Source organism: Chitinophaga fulva (assembly GCF_012927205.1).
GTDB classification, from domain to species: domain Bacteria; phylum Bacteroidota; class Bacteroidia; order Chitinophagales; family Chitinophagaceae; genus Chitinophaga; species Chitinophaga fulva.
The window spans coordinates 1,132,656-1,148,504 of record NZ_JABBGC010000002.1 but is presented as its reverse complement, the minus strand read 5'-3'; the positions used below and the strand labels follow the sequence as shown (position 1 = coordinate 1,148,504).

Below are 15,849 nucleotides of genomic sequence, written 5' to 3'. Positions count from 1 at the left end.
AAATAGATGGTCCAGATGCTCAGGCCTTGGAAAACGATACTTACCCTTGATTTTGATAACCCGCAGCTGTCGGTATACCGCCAGATTGCTGAGGGTATTGTAACAGAGATAAAGAAAGGGCGGCTGAAACCAGGAACGCCGCTGCCCGGCACCCGCATACTGGCGGCCGATCTTGGTGTGAACAGGAAGACTGTCGTGCTGGCCTATGAAGAACTCACAGCGGAAGGCTGGCTGGAGACGGCAGATAAAAGCGGGACCTTCGTTTCTGCAGAACTTCCCGACAGGAAAGGGCAGGGGGCAAAGAAAGCAGCCAACTTCACTTTTAATCGTCACGAACGACTGGCGCCGGTGCCACAGGAAGTGGCAGCCAACCTGATCGTGTTTAATGACGGCTGGCCGGATGTACGTTTAGCGCCGCTGGATGAATTGGCTAAAGCCTACAAACGTATCTTTCAACAAAAAGCACGCTGGCGGATGCTGGGCTATGGTCACGAACAAGGTGATGAGAGGCTGCGTGCCGCGGTGGCGGCCATGTTGTCTTTTAAAAGAGGCATGAACACCGATCCGCAACAGATCTGTATCACGCGCGGCAGCCAGATGGCGCTGTATCTTATTGCGCAAACGCTCATACAGCCGGGGGATACGGTGGCCATAGAATCACCGGGCTACCTGCCTGCAAGGCAAACCTTTGTGAACGCAGGTGCCCACATGGTCCATATCCCGGTAGATGAAAAAGGACTGATAACAGACATACTCGAACAGGTATGCCGTACCACCACGTTGAAAGCGGTGTATGTAACACCGCATCATCAGTTTCCGACGGCGGTGAGCATGAAAGTGGAACGGCGGCTTAAACTGCTGGAGCTCTCCAATCGATACGGCTTTGCGATTATTGAAGATGACTATGATCATGAATTTCACTTTAGCGCTAAAAGCTTGTTGCCGTTGGCCAGCCATGAAGGCGCCGGCAACGTGATCTATATCAGTTCGATGAGTAAACTGGTAGCGCCGGCGGTGCGCATTGGATATGTGACCGGTCCGCCAGCCTTTGTGGCAGCGTTGGCTCAACTGAGAAGATTGATAGACCGCCAGGGTGATCCTATCATGGAGCTGGCGGTGGCCGGACTGATGGAAGATGGCGCTATCAACCGTCATGCCCGGAGGGCATTTAATATCTACAAAGAAAGACGGGAGAAAATGGACCAGTTGTTACATCAGTATCTGGATAAACAGGTGGTGTTTCAAAAACCGGAAGGCGGACTGGCATTCTGGGTGAGGTTTGTTAAGCCGACAGATACCGGCCAACTGGCGACGCGTTTGTTGAAGAAAGGTGTTTCCGTGATGCCGACGGAGTTGTTCTGTTTTGACGGACAACCGCTGAATGCGCTGCGGCTGGGATATGCGTCGCTGACGCCTGCGGAACTGGAAGAGGGAATTCGTACACTCGCTACCGTTATAAAATAATGTTTGTAGTTTTAACGTGATCAAAATTATCGCATGGCGCATGTAGCAGATTTTTTCCGGATGGTGATCCTGTTGGGGGCGGTGCAGGGACTGGTGGCGGGTGTGTTGTTGATGATCATGAAAAAGAACAAGCTGCCCAACCGGTTGTTGGCAGCGGTATTGCTGGTATTAGCCCTGGCTTCCTTCCGGCTGTATGGTAATTACCTCGATTGGTTTCATTCAGATATTATCCGGTTTGTGGCTGATCTGTTGCCGTGGATGCTGGTCATGCTGGTGGGGCCGTTGATCTGGTTTTATGTACAAGCCTCCCTGAATGCCGGTTTCCGGCTTACCAAACAGTCACGGCTACACTTTTTTCCCGTGATCATTGATCTCGTACCGGTATTGGTGGCTTATGGTTTTGTTATCGCTGCGCTGGCCGGATGGGTGCCTGGCAGCGCCGGCATGAAGGTGGGAGCCTTCATCGATCATTATAATGTATATGCGGATATTCCCCGCTGGATATCCCTCACCACTTATTTGTGGCTGTCTGTCCGCTACCTGAATACAGTTACGGCTGTGGAGCAACCGCGTTACCGGTTGTTGCACCGGTTTCCCCGGGTAATGCTGGTGTTTCAGGCGGTGTGGTTGTTATACCTGATACCTTATGTTATTCCCCGGTATACTGATTTTATGTTGAACACATTTGACTGGTACCCGGTATATGTGCCGATGGCGGTGATGATTTACTGGTTGGGGATACAGGGCTTTATGCTTTCGTACCAGGAAGTGGTGGCAGCAAAAAAGAATGTGGCGCCAGACGAAGCGGTCAGTCAACCGGCGCTGGCGTTGTTGAGGAAAGCGATGGAAGAAGACCGGTTGTTTCTCGATCCGTCATTGAACCTGGCAAGTTTATCTGAACATACCGGTTTGCCTGCCAAAACGATATCAGCGGTATTGAACCAATGTCTGCAAAAAAATCTGAACGAGTATATCAACAGCTACCGGGTGGAAGCATTTAAGGTAGCGATTTTGTTGCCCGCATCCTCGGCGCTGACGATCGCCGGTGTGGCGAATGATTGTGGCTTCAGTTCCCTGGCCACTTTTCAACGGGTATTCCGGCAGTTGACAGGCCTTTCTCCTACAGAATACCGCAAACAGGCCATAGAGGCTTCCTGAACATTACTCCTCGATAATCCTGGATGCCATCTTAGCCCATTGCCAGGAAACATATTTGCGGTTACGGTCGCGATTGTAGCGCTCATTTGATGGCCGGTAATGGTATAGTTTCCGGGTATGGGTGTCTCCCATATAAATAAATGGTTGAAGTCCTTTAGTGACGTCCGTCACCCCAACAGCTATAAATGTATGGTTATCCAGCCACAGTGTTTCCTCTATCCAGGAAGAAGCACCCATAAAGGCAATGCGTCTGCGTGTGCTGGCGGCGGTGTTGCCGAGCAGCAGCGCCTGGTCTACTTCGATGTAGGCACGGTAGCGGCCCTTGGGCGCCTTCTCCAATGCTACCTGATAGCTGTAAAAGTCGAGCCATTGTTTTTTATCGGGCGAAAAATTGAGGAGCTTACCGTAGGTGTTGAAGTAGGTGGTGGCGTCTTTGTGGGAGAGCGTATCTGGTGTGAATTGATCGAAATTACTGGCCTCAGTGTAAACGAAGGCATCCAGTGTGAAGCCTGGGATGCTGCCAGTCCATTTGCGGAGGGCGGAGTCTTGCTGAAAGTTCATACGGTAGTCCGTTGGCCGGGGTTGGCCATGGGTGCTGTTATACAACAGCCAAAACAAAGGAACAAGTATCCATTTCATATGTTTATCTATTACAGATTTTTTAATTTACGATTTTTTGAATGAAAGTGATCTTCACTGCGCTAAATCAAAAAATCGTACGTCAAAAATCTGTAAATTAGAGAACGGAGAAGGACAACGGCTATTCAGAAATTTCTTAATTGACGATTTTTTGATTTGAAATAAGCCCAGGCTACATCAAATCAAAAAATCACACATCAAAAAATCCACAAATTTTACGACCCCATCTATTATTCGCTCTCCGCAATTGTTTTACCTCAAACCCCCGAAACCGCATGGAATTACAAGAAACTATTTCAGCAGTGGGCGCTGTGCCTGCACATGCTAAAACCGCTGTGTTATTATCCGCTATTGCCTACAGTACACATGTCAAAGCCGATCTGGACAAACATCTGCCTGGCTGGAGCCTGGTCTGGGAAGGCTACGAAACCGTAGATGGTAATTTTGGGTTTATTGCCGCAGACCCTACCGGAGAGTTTTATGGACTGGCTTTCAGAGGCTCGCTGCCACCCACCGACATCTTTAAGGACTGGGATGCCTTTGCTAACTGGATTATGGAAGACCTGGACGTGATCTCCCTGGCCACCTGGCATTATACCACTTATGGTACTGCCAGCATCAGCGCCGGTGCCAACAGGGCGTTTAACAATGTGGCCAGCATGAAAGACAGGCTCCGCGTCGGTTCTTCCGGCATCTATAATTTTCTGAAGACACAAGTTGTATCGCAAAACAAAAAAGTGATCATTACCGGGCATAGCCTGGGTGGTAACATTGCCAATGTTTATTCCTCCTATTTTGTGACCGCCCTTCAGCGGGAGGGCATTCGTTATGATGGTACTTACCTGTTCACCTTCGCTGCACCGGCAGCAGGAGATACTACCTTTGCCACTGACCTGGACAATAAGGTGCCCAATGCCTGGCACTATGAAAATGTAAACGATGTGATTCCCAAATTTCCTGTGGTGTCTACCATGATCATGGCTTCATTGCTGTATGTTCCGTCTCCTTCATCAGAAGGCATCATGATTATTTATGATGGTTACCAGATGAGCCTCCGCGATGGTTACCTGTTGCTGACCGGACTATTATATGGGTTTGGTTATATGCAACAAGCACTGCATTATGTACTGTTTAACTCAAATCTCGACCCACGGTACCGGCGGAATACGCTGACAGACTATTTCTATCAGATGGGGGCACAGCATGCGCTGGCGAAATATTCCGGCTATCTGGGCGTTGAAGTGGATGCCGCACTGCTGGCCCGCAGTAGTATGGTGTCGCTTTGATATACAGGATATACCGGTTAATTTTTATATTTACCGGTATATCCATCTTTTAGCTTATGCAATTTGTATTCCGCGTATTTCTTTTGTTGTTATTGACGGGTGGGCTGGCAGCTTATGCCGCACCACCGAAGCCGATTGTTACCGGTGCAGAACAAACCAGCCTGTATGTGCCTTATCTGAAAGGTAAGAAAGTCGGGATGGTGGTCAATCCAACTGCTGTAATTGGCCGGCATATGCTGGTAGACAGCCTGTTGAAACTGGGGGTGAAGATCACCCGTATTTTTGGCCCGGAGCATGGCTTCCGGGGCAATGCCAGTAATGGTGCTCATGTGGCTGATGAAGTTGATTCCGCTACTGGTATTCCTGTCGTTTCCCTGTATGGCGCCCGCAAAATGCCGCCACAGCAGGATATGGACGCTATCGACGTGATGATCTTCGATATACAGGACGTTGGTTGCCGTTTTTACACCAACATCAACACGTTGCGCGATATCATGGATGCCTGCGCAGCAGCAGGAAAAGAGCTGATCATACTGGACCGTCCCAATCCGAACGACTATGTAGACGGCCCTATACTGGACATGAAGCTGAAATCCGGTATCGGTCAGTTTCCCATACCCATTACTCATGGCCTGACTGTCGGTGAATTTGCGCAGATGGTGAATGGGGAAGGCTGGCTGAAAAATAAGCAACGCTGCAAACTTAAGATCATCCGGGTAAAAAATTACAGGCACGGTATGGACTATACGTTGCCCGTAAGCCCTTCCCCCAACCTGAATACACAGCAGTCCATATTGCTGTATCCTTCCCTCTGTTTATTTGAAGGAACGATTATCAGCCAGGGTAGAGGCACTTACATGCCTTTCACTGTACTGGGAAGCCCGGCGCTGAAAGGACAATATGAATTTTCCTTTACGCCGGAAAGCATTTCCGGTAAGTCTGAATCGCCTTTGCATATGGGACAGGCCTGCTATGGGCTGGACCTGCGCAAGTTCGATACGGCGCCTTTGCGTAAGGCGGGCAGGATCAATCTCAGCTGGATGATGGAGTTGTATAAAGCTTATCCTGATAAGGCCAGATTTTTTGATCAGTCTTACAGCAAACAGATGGGTAGCATCGATAAACTGGCCGGCACTACGGCTTTCCGTCAGCAGATCATTGATGGTAAAAGTGAAGCGGACATCCGGCAGAGCTGGGAGCCAGGGCTCAGCAACTATAAAAAGATGCGTCTCCGTTATTTGTTGTATCCCTGAGTTTTAATTCTGGATCTCAGATACTGATATATTACTGCCTCGTCTTCGGGTGAATCGGGCTTGTATAACTGCATAAAGCGTTTGTAGTATTTCATCGCTGTATTGTCGTTATGAAGCCCGGTTTCGTATATCCGGCCCATGCTGTATTGCCGTAGCGGCTTGCGTGACAGGTACCACGATGTGTCGAGGCTGGCCAATGCAGGTTTGAATTGCCGCAGGCTTTCGTAGTTAGTGGCCATGCTATTGTAGTAACCTTCCAGGCTGGACGATTTGGCCATATCTATACAACGCAGCAGCAGTTCGTTGCTTTCCTTGTACTGCCGCAGTGCGGTATATGCCAGCGCAGTGTAGTACGTAACGCTCTCCGATGCAGCATTGCGCTCCGACAGGTATTGGTAGATATCGATGCAGGCCTGGTATTTTTTCAGGTTGTAGTTGGCGGCCATAACATAGATGAAAGTATTAGGCCCCACTACGTTGAGCCGTTGCAGTTGTTCCCCGATGCTGATAGTACGTTTATAGTCTTTTACCAGGTAGGTTGTTTTCGCGGCTGTCATCAGTACGGTAGATACCGTGGAGTCTTTTGCCAGGAATACGCGGGTGATGGAGTCTGCGCGGGGATAGGCTTTCCGGTCCATCCATTCTTCTGCGTTACGGGATACCACGCGGGCATCAGCGGGATTGAGCTGGTAGGCCTGCTGCAGCCACACGAAACCAGAATCCGGTTGCTGTGCGATGAAAGCGGCGAAACTGAGTTGTTTCCAGGCTGTGGCGCTGGTGGGTTTCAGCTGTGCGATGCGCTGGTAAAGCGTCATTGCGTCCGGATAACGCTCCTGCTGCGAACGGATAGTAGCCAGGTATTGCAGGGCCGGTATCAGTGTGCTGTCCAGTGCCAGTACCTTTTCATACGTGTCTGCGGCATCAGACAGCTTCCCGCCCTGGTAATAGGTGTAGCCCAACAGGGCCATTTCCTTTGGCTCGCTTGTGTTCACTTTAGGCTGCAAATAAGCGATGGCTTCCTCGTATTGTTGGTCCTGCAGGTATTCCATGACCCTGTTCCTGTCTATGCCCTGTGCCCGGACAGTACCGGACAAACATAACAATCCAATGGCCCCGATAAAGTTTCGCATAGTGAAAGTATTTACATAAAACTAAGTATTTAGTTTTAAAACTAAAAATATAGTTTTGTTAATTTCGGGAAAAACGGGGACCATTCTTATGGCAATAATATCACCGCTCAGTGGCCTAACGGCCATGGATATATTACAGATGGGCCATAACGGCTATACCTCCACACAGGCCTGGGTGCCGGTACAGCAGCCGGACCAACAGGAGACGGTCTTTGCCTTCCGCCTGGAAACGCTGGCATCGCCTAAACAAAAAACCTGGCACACGAGTGAAACAGAACTGGCAGAACTGAATGAAGTCATGCTGCAGGGGCACTCTTTTGCAGCCTATGAACAGGGCCGGTTAACAGGGATTATCATCGGGGAGAGGCGGGAGTGGAACAACACCTTGTATATTTCACAACTGACAGTGGCGGCGGCAGAAAGACGGAAGGGCACCGGAGCATTGCTGATGGATACGCTGATCGCGCATGCAAAACAACTGAAGGTGCGGTTACTGGAGCTGGAGACGCAGAACACCAATGTGGCCGCGGTGAGTTTTTATAAAAAGCAGGGATTCCGCATTTCGGGCGTTCATCTGAAACTCTATGATCCGGTGTGGTGCGCGGGAGAAGTGGCTTTTTATATGACATATGACTTGTAACATGTCAGCTCCGGGGAAGCCCGTTTCTCCGGAGCTGACACGTTAAAGCCCGGTTATCGTTGTTCGAGTACCTTTTTTAAGTTACCGAGGTCTTTTAACACCGCTGCTTTGTCTTTCGCCAGCATCTCATTGGTCATGTCCGGCTGCCTGAACAGGGTGAACAGCACCTCACTGCCTGCTCCGTTGGCCACTACGCGCATAGGGACAAATACTTCCTGCCCGTTGCCGGGATATACGTAGTGATCAACGATACGGAATGGATTGGGTGGCGTGAACTTAGCCGTGGCATTGTTGCCATTGGCCATTTTGAAATGCCAGGTGCCGGGAGTGTCCGTGGGCGCCAGCTGAGAGCCGAAGCCCTCTGCCCAGATAGCGAAGTTGGCTGGTGCTGACAGGTACGCATATACGTCGTCTGCCGGACGGAGTACCGTGATGCTTAATGTTTGTGCGGGTAATGCCATTGTTGTCGGTTTTACGGTTTGTGCTTTTGTTTGAAAGAAAAGCAGCAGCAGGAGGCCAAAGCCCATATGCCATCTCTTTTTCATGATCTTTTGATACAAAGGTAACTGCCACGCAAGCCTCCAACTTTGGAAAAAAACGACAAAATGAAACAGGTCATAATCCTGCCAGACGGACCAGGAATGTTATTCAGTTGTCCGGCGTGGTGTCTGGCGCCGCATACTGCACAATATCGATGCCTACGCCATTCGGATCAGTAATAGCAAAATGATGATCACCCCAGGGTTCCTGCCGCAGATCTATTTCAATGGGAACACCTTTGGCCTTTATGGCCGCATAGATACTTCTCACATCTTCCACTTCTATCGTCAGGTACATGCCCTTTCCCTGAAAGGCAGGCTGGAAAAGCGGTTGCTGGCTGACATGTTCCGGCAGCAGGAAACTGATCTCTGCTTCATGGCCCGGCGTATGTAACAGCAGATAAAATTCATTTTCAAATGCTACTCCGAAACCGAGTACCCCGGTATAGAAATCTTTGCTCTCTTTTATTTTATGGGTGATAACACCGGCATTCATTTTCATTCTGTACTTTTTTAATGATGACACAAAGGTGAAAGAATTTACCGGGACGGTATTGTAAAAAACGGACAAACTCAGCGCAATGCCACGGTGGGAGGGAGGCCGTACATGGTTTTGAACTCTTTGATAAAATGTGCCTGATCGTAGTAACCGGTATCATAAAACATTTTGTTGGCCCGCAGGCTATCGGCTGTAGGGGTGTTGTGCAACAGCTGCTGAAAGCGTACCACTTTACTGAAAGTTTTCGGCGATTCCCCGATATAAAAATCAAACAGCCGCCTGAGATGCCGTGGACTAACGCCGCTATGGAGCTCCGTTTCCAGCCGGATATTGCCACCGGTGCGCAAAATCAGGTCCAGTGCCTGTACCAGCCGGTTGTCTGCATCCACGGTGTGATTGGCGAGTATTTTTTCAAAATAATGATTGAGCAGCGGTTGCAGTTCCTGCAGGCTGTGGAGACCGGCCGCCTGTTGTGTCAGTCCTGCGGCCAGTGCCGGCACTACATCGCCCAGGTGTTCAAAACGGTTGGTCAGCGCGGCGGCACTCACCCCAAACAGCAAGGGAAACGCTGCCGGCATAAAACGTATACCGATGTAGTTGAAAGGATTGTCCAGCGGGAATTCGGTGTATGTCGTTGAAAAGCCCATGACATACACATCCTGTGGTTGGCAGGTGTGAAAGAAAAGGTCTATGCAGCCATCGGCCACCACGCGGTACACAAAAGGCTGTGACAGTGACGGGTGTGAGGTCAGCTGCCAGTAACAATAGATATACGGCGCCAGCGGAAGCGATGGCAGGCACTCCCGGTAGGAGGCTTCGTCACGTTCCGGATGGATGGCCGGTTGCAGGGGCCGGTATATTTGGCTATTTAGATATTTTTTTATTTGGTTATTGGATTTGCGGATTTTGGAATTTTTTGATTTAGTGATTTGAAGAGCGAAGATCAGCATTATATTGCACATTGGATTAAATAACGTGATCTTCGGGTTATAAATTTCTAAATCAAAAAATTCCAAAATCCGTAAATCCAATAGAAAAATAACCCAATAAAAAAATAATCAAATGTTTGGTGTATTTGTTGAATACCTCCACAGCAAAGGAACTTTCACAGAAGCGGACATTACGTTGATACGTTCGCGTGGTATGGTGCGGCAGCTACGCCGCCGGCAGCTGCTGCTGCGGCAGGGAGAGGTATGGAAACATTATGCTTTTGTGTGCGAAGGCTGCCTGAAGTCGTACTTTGTTGATGACAAAGGAGTGGAGCGTATCATGCGTTTTTCTCCCGAGCATTGGTGGGCGGGCGACCGGCAAAGCATTACCTGTGGCCTGCCTTCCGTGATCAATATCGAAGCGTTGGAAGATAGTATACTGGTGATGTTTACCCGGGATGATTTTAATTTTTTACTGGAGGAATTGCCGGAGATGAAGAAGATGGCGGAGACGTTATTGAACCGTAGCCTGATGGCTGCCAACAACCGTATACAGGCCGCTATCAGTCTGAGTGGAGAAGAACGTTACCAGCAGTTTGCCCAACTATACCCCGCGTTGATAAAGCGCGTACCCCAGCATATGATTGCTTCCTACCTGGGTATTACGCCGGAAACGTTGAGCCGTATCCGTGCCTCCCTGACCCGCCGGAAGCCTTGATATTTGTCAAGCGTTTTTCTTATCATTTGTCATTGGTGACCGCCTGCCCATGCCGCTAATTTTGTGGCATCATTTAAATCAATGTTTATGAAAAGTATGAAGATAGGCGTTATCGGCGCCGGCGGTATTGGTCGCGCTTTTGCGCAGGCAGCAGCAGCGGCGGGTTATGAAGTAATGATCAGTAACAGCCGCGGGCCGGAGACACTGGCAGAATTTGCAGCGGGCATACCGGGTATAACGGCTACCGACCGGCTTACTGCGGCCACCGCCGATATCATCCTGTTATCTGTGCAATGGCAGTTCCTGGAGGCGGCTACTGCCGGTCTGCCGGACCTCTCCGGCAAAATAGTACTGGATGCCCTTAATCCGGTGATCATCCCTGAATTTATCATTCCCGATCTTGGCGGTAAAACGTCCAGTGAGCTGGTGGCAGAGAAAGTGCCCGGCGCCGCTGTGGTGAAGATCTTTAATACCTTGCCGCCTGCATTGATACAGACACCACAATCTGCACAAGGTGGAAAGCGGGTCGTATTTTTTTCCGGAGATGACCAGGCTGCCAAGGAGCGCGTGGGCCAGTTACTGGACCGCATCGGCTTCGCCGGCGTAGACCTGGGTGGACTGATACAGGGTGGCGTGATGCAACATTTCCCCGGAGGACCACTGGCAGGGCTGCACCTGGTGCAGGTACCGGAGCTTGGATAGTTTGTTGACGGGCCGTCTGCAAAACAAAGACGGCCGTCTAACACCTATGCAGCATGTCCCCTCCGGTTGTGTAGACATTTCCGGCATAATCCATCAGCAGATATGATAAAATTCAGCTAAATTACAGGTGAAGTATTTCCTTCATAATACTGTACTTATGCGTTTATCCCTTCTGCAATTTCCGCTGGCCCTGTTGTTGATTGCCGGCGGTGCATATGCCCAGCAAGACAGCATCCAGGCCCGTGAAAAAGCAATAGCAGCCATCAGGCTGATGGACAGTGGGGAACCTGAGAAATCCATTCCACTGCTGGAAGAAGCCGCCAAACTGGACCCTAAAAATCTGGCCTGGCCATACGAAATGGCCTATGCTTATTACCAGATGAAAGATTATGACAAAAGCCTGGGCATCCTCAAAAAGCTGGCCCGTCGGGACGATACCAACGACCGGGTATTCCAGCTGCTGGGCAACAGCTACGATATGTTGGACAAGCGGGAAAAAGCCATTGAGGCATACGAAAAAGGACTGAAGTTGTTCCCTGCTGCGGGTAACCTGTACCTGGAACGGGGTGTCATGGAAATCATCGTTAAAGACTATAACAAGGCGCTGGCTTATTTTGAAGCGGGCATTAAAGCGGCGCCCATGTTCGCCTCTAATTACTACTGGGCGGCTAAAATATTCTGTAATAACACCGAGGAAGAAGTGTGGGGCATGATTTACGGAGAGATCTTCCTGAACCTGGAACGGAACACCCGCCGCACCGTGGAGATCAGTAAAGCGCTTTATCTGACGTATAAATCAGAAATTAAATTTAATGGAGACACTGCTACTGTCAGCTTCAGCAAAAACAATGTGATCAATGTTGCCTATGATGTGAAAGACGGTGCGGACGCGTTGGCAGATCAGCTGAAGAATTTGCAGCTGCCTTATGGCGGTTTGATCTTCGAACCTAACATGGCAGCGGCTGTAGGCATGGAGAAAGACATTAATCTACAGTCATTAAACCGTATACGCGCCAGGTTCCTGGAGTTCTATCAGCAAAAGTTCCGCAAAATGGCCAAAGCGCCTATTGTGCTGTTCGATTATCAGCAGCAGGTAAATGATGCCGGCTTACTGGAGCCATACAACTACTGGATCCTGGGTTATGGCCAGGAGCAGGAGTTCGCCAACTGGCGCGCAGCAAACGAGGATTTGTTTAAACGTTTCCTCGAATGGTTGAAAGACCACCCGCTTACCATCAATGAAGAGAACCAGTTTTATCGTACCCGTTATTGATCAGGGTAGCCTGGCCACCATTTTTTCCGGCATAAGTCGTAATACCTGATAAATCATCTTCCATTTAAATCCCGGTACAATGGTGAAACGTTTCCCTGCGTTGACCACTGCGCCGGCAATGAACGCCGGTTCCAGCATCAGCGATTCCGGTAGGGAGAGCCCTGCCGTCATTTTGCTGCGGATATAACCGGCCACGATCACGTTGACGGTTACACGCCGGGGGAACAGGTGTTGCCGTAATCCTGCGAGATATTGTGTAAAGGCTGCTTTGGTGCTGCCGTAGATAAAATTGCTTTTCCTGCCACGGACACCGGAGAGGGAAGAGAGGCCCACAATCCTTTCCAGGCTTGTGTGGGAACTGTCGGTAGCAATAATGTTCAATATAGATACTGCTCCGCAATAATGTACCTGCATCATATTAAAACTGCCGTCCCAGTCCTGCATGGCAGCAGCGTTGTCTTTCAGGTAGCCGGCGGCATACAGCACAATGTTGGGTTTGGCGGGCAGGTTGTCGTAGAAGGAACGGTGACTGCTGAAGTCGGCCGCATCAAAATAGCGGACCGTCACGGGGTGACCGGGAAATTGTTGTTGTTGCACAAATGATTCAAGAGCGGCCGTGCTGCGGGAAGCGGCCACTACGTGATAACCCCGGCTGACATACATTTTGAGCGCTTCCTTTGCCACATCGGAATTGGCGCCCAGTATAAGGACATGTTTCATATGCAATAAAGATTACAGGATTTTTCGCAGGAGGGTTAAAACGGGTACGAAGTTCCTGTTTTTTGACGGTAAGTCAAAGCACCTGCGAAAAATCCTGTCATCTTTAATACCGGTTAGCGTTCGTAGAACGGTGCCGGCTCCAGGCCCAGCGAACGGTAGTAAACATATATCTGTCCGCGGTGGTGAATTTCATTATCGATAAAATAAAGTACCAGATTGATCACTACGCCTTCGTACATGCCGAAAGCTTTGTCGGTTTCGAGGAAACGTTCTTCCGTGATCATAGGCCAGTATTTATTGATCAATTCGGTGTTTTCATCCCACAGATCTAGGATTTCCTGTTTGGTGGCCGGTTGTTCTTTTCTAGCGACGGTCTGCCAGTTGCGGGTGGCTGCACCGCTCACGCCCATGCTGGAAACGTTGATCTGTTCCATGGCCAGCGCAGCCACGGAGCGCATGCCGCCGATGGAGTAATCGAAGAAGCGGTCTTCCGGAAAACCTTCCAGCAGGCGGCGGGTGAGGCGACGGTGTCCCTGGTAGTGCCCGAGCAGGTCAGCGGAGGAAATGGCTGTCAATGGTTTCGCGATGGTAGTGTTTTCCATATGTTTGTTCTCTTTAGGATGTTTGAATAATGTTGATGGTCCAAAGATAACAAGGGGGAAGTGACAACCTTATGTCAGCAGGATTAAGAAAAATTTTATTCCGGGAAAGAGAGTACGGTTCGACCTGTGTTCCGGCGGTTTGCCATGTCGCTGTGGGCGCGGGCTGCATCGGTGAACGGATAGCTGTTGATCTGTGCCAGCAGTTGGCCGGTGGCGATCAGGTCCACCAGGTATTGGCTCCATTGCTGCCGTTGGGCAGGTGGAATATTATAGACCGTCGATCCGATAACCCGGGCAGATTTCATGATGAGCTCCTGCGGATTGATAGTGGTAGGCTGCCCGGAGCTGTTGCCATATACGATCAGTGTACCGTGGACAGCCAGGACCGACGCCAGTTGAGCGGGCGTATCCCCGCCGGTGGCGTCCAGGATAAGATCTACGCCCTGGGGGCCGGCAATGTCTGCCAGCTGCTTGAGCCAGTCTGTCTCGCGGTAGTTGATGGCATGGGTGGCGCCAAGGGAGCGGACATATTCCTGTTTGGCTTCGCTGCCGGTGAGTGCGATGATTTGCGGTATTCCTTTGATCTTCGCTAGTTGGACCGCCTGTGAGCCTACACCGCCCGCAGCGGCTGTGATCACCACGGAGCGGTATCCGCTGGTTTGTTCCAGTAGGTGCTGTGCTGTCAGGGAATGGGTGAGCAGCCCGGCAGCTGGAGCTACCTGGTCTGGCAATATGGTAATGCCTGCGGCCGGGATAGCGGCGTAGGTGGCATATCCGGCAGGAGCGTGGCCGGTCACTCGTTGACCAGCCTGCAGGTGCTGCACTTCGCTGCCGGTTTGCGTAATGATACCGCTGATTTCCCCGGGCAATACGGCCGGAAACTGCGGAATAAAGGGGTATACGCCCTGGCGGATGAGGAGGTCGGCATAATTAACGCCCACCGCCTGTACTTTTACGATCACTTCATGCGGGGCGGGAACGGGCATGGGCTGTTCGGTCACTTCCAGCACATCAGGCGTGCCGTAAGCGTTAAGGGTAACTGCTTTCATGTGTTTTTATTTAGACCATACAAAGATGGAGCATCCGGCCTGATGCCACACCATGTGTTTCATCCATGAAAGTGACTTGTTTTTTCGTCAGATTTTCTTTAGTGCTGTCCCTTTATGGGCGGCAATGTGGTCTGTCTTATCGCTTTTGATTTCATACTGCGGGTCTTCCGGTGTAGCATGGTGGGTATATCCCTTATATTGGAAGTCGGAGGTATGGATGCGGATGATGGTGCCTGTTACCCATCCAGCTTCTGAATTCCAGGTAACGTGGTCGCCTTTTTTGAATGTTGTTTCCATAGTATCCGTTTTAGTGTGTTATCGGAGCCGTAGCCGCCAGGTGGCGTGAATCTTACCCCGGTGGCGCATTCTTTCCAGCATGGCGGAGTCGGCGTTTTTAAGCAGGTGATTGAAAGCGGTGAGGCGGGTGTAGTCGGGCTCGGCTTCCTTGTCTATCTCAAATCCGGCTTCCCGGAAAAAAGCGGCGGCATCATCAAAACTATTGAACATATTATCATTGATGCGGTGTTGGGCAAAAAAGCTGCTGAGCTGATCTTCGGTACCGGCAGCCTGCTCAGACTCGCGGTCCCTTTTTATATAGATGTCTGCCGTTATCCAGTATCCGCCGCGCGTTTCCAGTGTTTTCCGTATCAGGCTGCAAAGCACGCTTTTCTCCTGCTGGTCGAGGTACATGAGCAGGCCTTCATTCACGATGGTGAGGGGGCCTTCTGCGAAGCGGCCGGTAACGGCCGTAAATTGCTGCTCGTCGAGTGCATTCAGGGGAAGGGTTTCCAGCTGACCTTTGGCAGGAGGGAGGTGCTGCTGCAGGTCGTGGAGGAACCGTTGTTTAGTGGCGATCAGGTCCGGTAGGTCCGTATCGATATAATGCAATGCCTGTTGCTGTACTGCCGCTAGTCCGCGGAAGGAGAAGCCGGAAGACAGTTCGAGGATATGCTGGTGTGTTATTCCCTGCAGCAGTTGATCGATGCTGTGGTAGCGGTTTTCAAAATGCACCAGCCGTGCCCAGAACCACGGTTCTTTTGTGTTGTAATCGGGAACATAGGGTTCCGGCGCCATCATCAGCCGGGCTGCTTCCCGGGCAAAAGGGATATCGGTAAGCCCTTTCATCAGCAGTAGTGCCCGGGCTGAGGGGCTGATCGTATTAAAGTCGCGTGGCTGTTTTTCCATGATCTGTCAGGTGAATATTAAATGTACGTTTTTTCACTTGTCATTCTGATGCACCAGGTTGTC

The 15,849-nt window shown here is 50.4% G+C and carries 18 protein-coding genes; 8 read left to right on the top strand and 10 right to left on the bottom strand.

Features of this window, described 5'->3' with window-relative positions:
- Nucleotides 1–15 precede the first annotated feature (15 nt).
- Together pdxR and HHL17_RS21265 are read left to right on the top strand one after the other, a co-directional pair.
- Nucleotides 16–1,464, top strand: a complete 1,449-nt coding sequence (gene pdxR / locus HHL17_RS21270) for a MocR-like pyridoxine biosynthesis transcription factor PdxR (RefSeq protein WP_169226801.1) — start codon at nucleotides 16–18, stop codon at nucleotides 1,462–1,464.
- A gap of 33 nt (nucleotides 1,465–1,497) precedes the next feature.
- Entirely contained in the window at nucleotides 1,498–2,622 is a 1,125-nt protein-coding gene (locus tag HHL17_RS21265; protein WP_169226800.1) for a helix-turn-helix domain-containing protein, read from the top strand.
- A gap of 3 nt (nucleotides 2,623–2,625) precedes the next feature.
- Here the strand turns inward: HHL17_RS21265 and HHL17_RS21260 are convergent, their stop codons facing one another.
- Nucleotides 2,626–3,261 (bottom strand): hypothetical protein, encoded by a 636-nt coding sequence (locus HHL17_RS21260; protein ID WP_169226799.1) that lies wholly within the window; start codon nucleotides 3,259–3,261, stop codon nucleotides 2,626–2,628.
- A gap of 275 nt (nucleotides 3,262–3,536) precedes the next feature.
- On the opposite strand from HHL17_RS21260, the gene HHL17_RS21255 reads away from it, so the two are divergent.
- Together HHL17_RS21255 and HHL17_RS21250 are read left to right on the top strand one after the other, a co-directional pair.
- Nucleotides 3,537–4,547, top strand: coding sequence for a lipase family protein (locus tag HHL17_RS21255; RefSeq protein ID WP_169226798.1), 1,011 nt, complete (start codon nucleotides 3,537–3,539; stop codon nucleotides 4,545–4,547).
- A gap of 56 nt (nucleotides 4,548–4,603) precedes the next feature.
- A complete protein-coding gene (locus HHL17_RS21250; protein WP_169226797.1) occupies nucleotides 4,604–5,800 on the top strand; it encodes an exo-beta-N-acetylmuramidase NamZ family protein in 1,197 nt (398 codons plus the stop codon).
- On the opposite strand, the gene HHL17_RS21245 is transcribed toward HHL17_RS21250, so the two are convergent.
- A complete protein-coding gene (locus HHL17_RS21245; RefSeq protein ID WP_169226796.1) occupies nucleotides 5,782–6,930 on the bottom strand; it encodes a tetratricopeptide repeat protein in 1,149 nt (382 codons plus the stop codon). The genes HHL17_RS21250 and HHL17_RS21245 overlap by 19 nt on opposite strands.
- A gap of 88 nt (nucleotides 6,931–7,018) precedes the next feature.
- On the opposite strand from HHL17_RS21245, the gene HHL17_RS21240 reads away from it, so the two are divergent.
- Nucleotides 7,019–7,570, top strand: a complete 552-nt coding sequence (locus HHL17_RS21240; protein WP_169226795.1) for a GNAT family N-acetyltransferase — start codon at nucleotides 7,019–7,021, stop codon at nucleotides 7,568–7,570.
- Nucleotides 7,571–7,623: 53 nt separating this feature from the next.
- On the opposite strand, the gene HHL17_RS21235 is transcribed toward HHL17_RS21240, so the two are convergent.
- From HHL17_RS21235 to HHL17_RS21225, 3 genes are all read right to left on the bottom strand, one after another.
- Nucleotides 7,624–8,115, bottom strand: a complete 492-nt coding sequence (locus tag HHL17_RS21235) for an SRPBCC family protein (RefSeq protein WP_169226794.1) — start codon at nucleotides 8,113–8,115, stop codon at nucleotides 7,624–7,626.
- A 103-nt stretch (nucleotides 8,116–8,218) separates the two neighbouring features.
- Nucleotides 8,219–8,611, bottom strand: a complete 393-nt coding sequence (locus tag HHL17_RS21230) for a VOC family protein (RefSeq protein WP_169226793.1) — start codon at nucleotides 8,609–8,611, stop codon at nucleotides 8,219–8,221.
- Nucleotides 8,612–8,682: 71 nt separating this feature from the next.
- Nucleotides 8,683–9,558 carry an AraC family transcriptional regulator gene (locus HHL17_RS21225; protein ID WP_169226792.1) on the bottom strand — a complete coding sequence of 292 codons (876 nt, stop codon included), beginning with the start codon at nucleotides 9,556–9,558 and terminating at the stop codon, nucleotides 8,683–8,685.
- Between the two features lie 112 nt (nucleotides 9,559–9,670).
- Between HHL17_RS21225 and HHL17_RS21220 the strand changes: the two genes are divergently transcribed.
- From HHL17_RS21220 to HHL17_RS21210, 3 genes are all read left to right on the top strand, one after another.
- Nucleotides 9,671–10,255, top strand: coding sequence for a Crp/Fnr family transcriptional regulator (locus HHL17_RS21220; protein WP_169226791.1), 585 nt, complete (start codon nucleotides 9,671–9,673; stop codon nucleotides 10,253–10,255).
- 87 nt (nucleotides 10,256–10,342) lie between these two features.
- Nucleotides 10,343–10,957: an NADPH-dependent F420 reductase gene (locus HHL17_RS21215; protein ID WP_206156114.1), complete on the top strand. Its 615-nt coding sequence runs from the start codon at nucleotides 10,343–10,345 to the stop codon at nucleotides 10,955–10,957.
- Nucleotides 10,958–11,114: 157 nt separating this feature from the next.
- Entirely contained in the window at nucleotides 11,115–12,230 is a 1,116-nt protein-coding gene (locus HHL17_RS21210) for a tetratricopeptide repeat protein (protein ID WP_169226790.1), read from the top strand.
- On the opposite strand, the gene HHL17_RS21205 is transcribed toward HHL17_RS21210, so the two are convergent.
- The 5 genes from HHL17_RS21205 to HHL17_RS21185 all read right to left on the bottom strand — a co-directional run bounded on the left by HHL17_RS21205 (nucleotide 12,231) and on the right by HHL17_RS21185 (nucleotide 15,786).
- Nucleotides 12,231–12,950, bottom strand: a complete 720-nt coding sequence (locus tag HHL17_RS21205; protein ID WP_169226789.1) for an SDR family NAD(P)-dependent oxidoreductase — start codon at nucleotides 12,948–12,950, stop codon at nucleotides 12,231–12,233.
- A gap of 113 nt (nucleotides 12,951–13,063) precedes the next feature.
- On the bottom strand, nucleotides 13,064–13,552 hold the full coding sequence (locus HHL17_RS21200; RefSeq protein ID WP_169226788.1) for a DinB family protein: 489 nt from the start codon (nucleotides 13,550–13,552) through the stop codon (nucleotides 13,064–13,066).
- 95 nt (nucleotides 13,553–13,647) lie between these two features.
- A complete protein-coding gene (locus HHL17_RS21195; protein WP_169226787.1) occupies nucleotides 13,648–14,601 on the bottom strand; it encodes a quinone oxidoreductase family protein in 954 nt (317 codons plus the stop codon).
- A gap of 87 nt (nucleotides 14,602–14,688) precedes the next feature.
- A complete protein-coding gene (locus HHL17_RS21190) occupies nucleotides 14,689–14,898 on the bottom strand; it encodes a hypervirulence associated TUDOR domain-containing protein (RefSeq protein WP_169226786.1) in 210 nt (69 codons plus the stop codon).
- An 18-nt stretch (nucleotides 14,899–14,916) separates the two neighbouring features.
- Nucleotides 14,917–15,786 (bottom strand): class I SAM-dependent methyltransferase, encoded by an 870-nt coding sequence (locus HHL17_RS21185; protein ID WP_169226785.1) that lies wholly within the window; start codon nucleotides 15,784–15,786, stop codon nucleotides 14,917–14,919.
- Nucleotides 15,787–15,849 lie beyond the last annotated feature (63 nt).

Bases quoted from the DNA above. Each gene is read 5' to 3' on its own strand.
- HHL17_RS21240 (WP_169226795.1), top strand. From the start codon at position 7,019: ATGGCAATAATATCACCGCTCAGTGGCCTAACGGCCATGGATATATTA.
- HHL17_RS21190 (WP_169226786.1), bottom strand. From the start codon at position 14,898: ATGGAAACAACATTCAAAAAAGGCGACCACGTTACCTGGAATTCAGAA.
- HHL17_RS21250 (WP_169226797.1), top strand. From the start codon at position 4,604: ATGCAATTTGTATTCCGCGTATTTCTTTTGTTGTTATTGACGGGTGGG.
- HHL17_RS21245 (WP_169226796.1), bottom strand. From the start codon at position 6,930: ATGCGAAACTTTATCGGGGCCATTGGATTGTTATGTTTGTCCGGTACT.
- HHL17_RS21220 (WP_169226791.1), top strand. From the start codon at position 9,671: ATGTTTGGTGTATTTGTTGAATACCTCCACAGCAAAGGAACTTTCACA.
- HHL17_RS21210 (WP_169226790.1), top strand. From the start codon at position 11,115: ATGCGTTTATCCCTTCTGCAATTTCCGCTGGCCCTGTTGTTGATTGCC.
- HHL17_RS21225 (WP_169226792.1), bottom strand. From the start codon at position 9,558: ATGCTGATCTTCGCTCTTCAAATCACTAAATCAAAAAATTCCAAAATC.
- HHL17_RS21230 (WP_169226793.1), bottom strand. From the start codon at position 8,611: ATGAAAATGAATGCCGGTGTTATCACCCATAAAATAAAAGAGAGCAAA.
- HHL17_RS21195 (WP_169226787.1), bottom strand. From the start codon at position 14,601: ATGAAAGCAGTTACCCTTAACGCTTACGGCACGCCTGATGTGCTGGAA.
- HHL17_RS21215 (WP_206156114.1), top strand. From the start codon at position 10,343: ATGAAAAGTATGAAGATAGGCGTTATCGGCGCCGGCGGTATTGGTCGC.
- HHL17_RS21255 (WP_169226798.1), top strand. From the start codon at position 3,537: ATGGAATTACAAGAAACTATTTCAGCAGTGGGCGCTGTGCCTGCACAT.
- HHL17_RS21200 (WP_169226788.1), bottom strand. From the start codon at position 13,552: ATGGAAAACACTACCATCGCGAAACCATTGACAGCCATTTCCTCCGCT.
- HHL17_RS21205 (WP_169226789.1), bottom strand. From the start codon at position 12,950: ATGAAACATGTCCTTATACTGGGCGCCAATTCCGATGTGGCAAAGGAA.
- HHL17_RS21265 (WP_169226800.1), top strand. From the start codon at position 1,498: ATGGCGCATGTAGCAGATTTTTTCCGGATGGTGATCCTGTTGGGGGCG.
- HHL17_RS21185 (WP_169226785.1), bottom strand. From the start codon at position 15,786: ATGGAAAAACAGCCACGCGACTTTAATACGATCAGCCCCTCAGCCCGG.
- pdxR (WP_169226801.1), top strand. From the start codon at position 16: ATGCTCAGGCCTTGGAAAACGATACTTACCCTTGATTTTGATAACCCG.
- HHL17_RS21260 (WP_169226799.1), bottom strand. From the start codon at position 3,261: ATGAAATGGATACTTGTTCCTTTGTTTTGGCTGTTGTATAACAGCACC.
- HHL17_RS21235 (WP_169226794.1), bottom strand. From the start codon at position 8,115: ATGAAAAAGAGATGGCATATGGGCTTTGGCCTCCTGCTGCTGCTTTTC.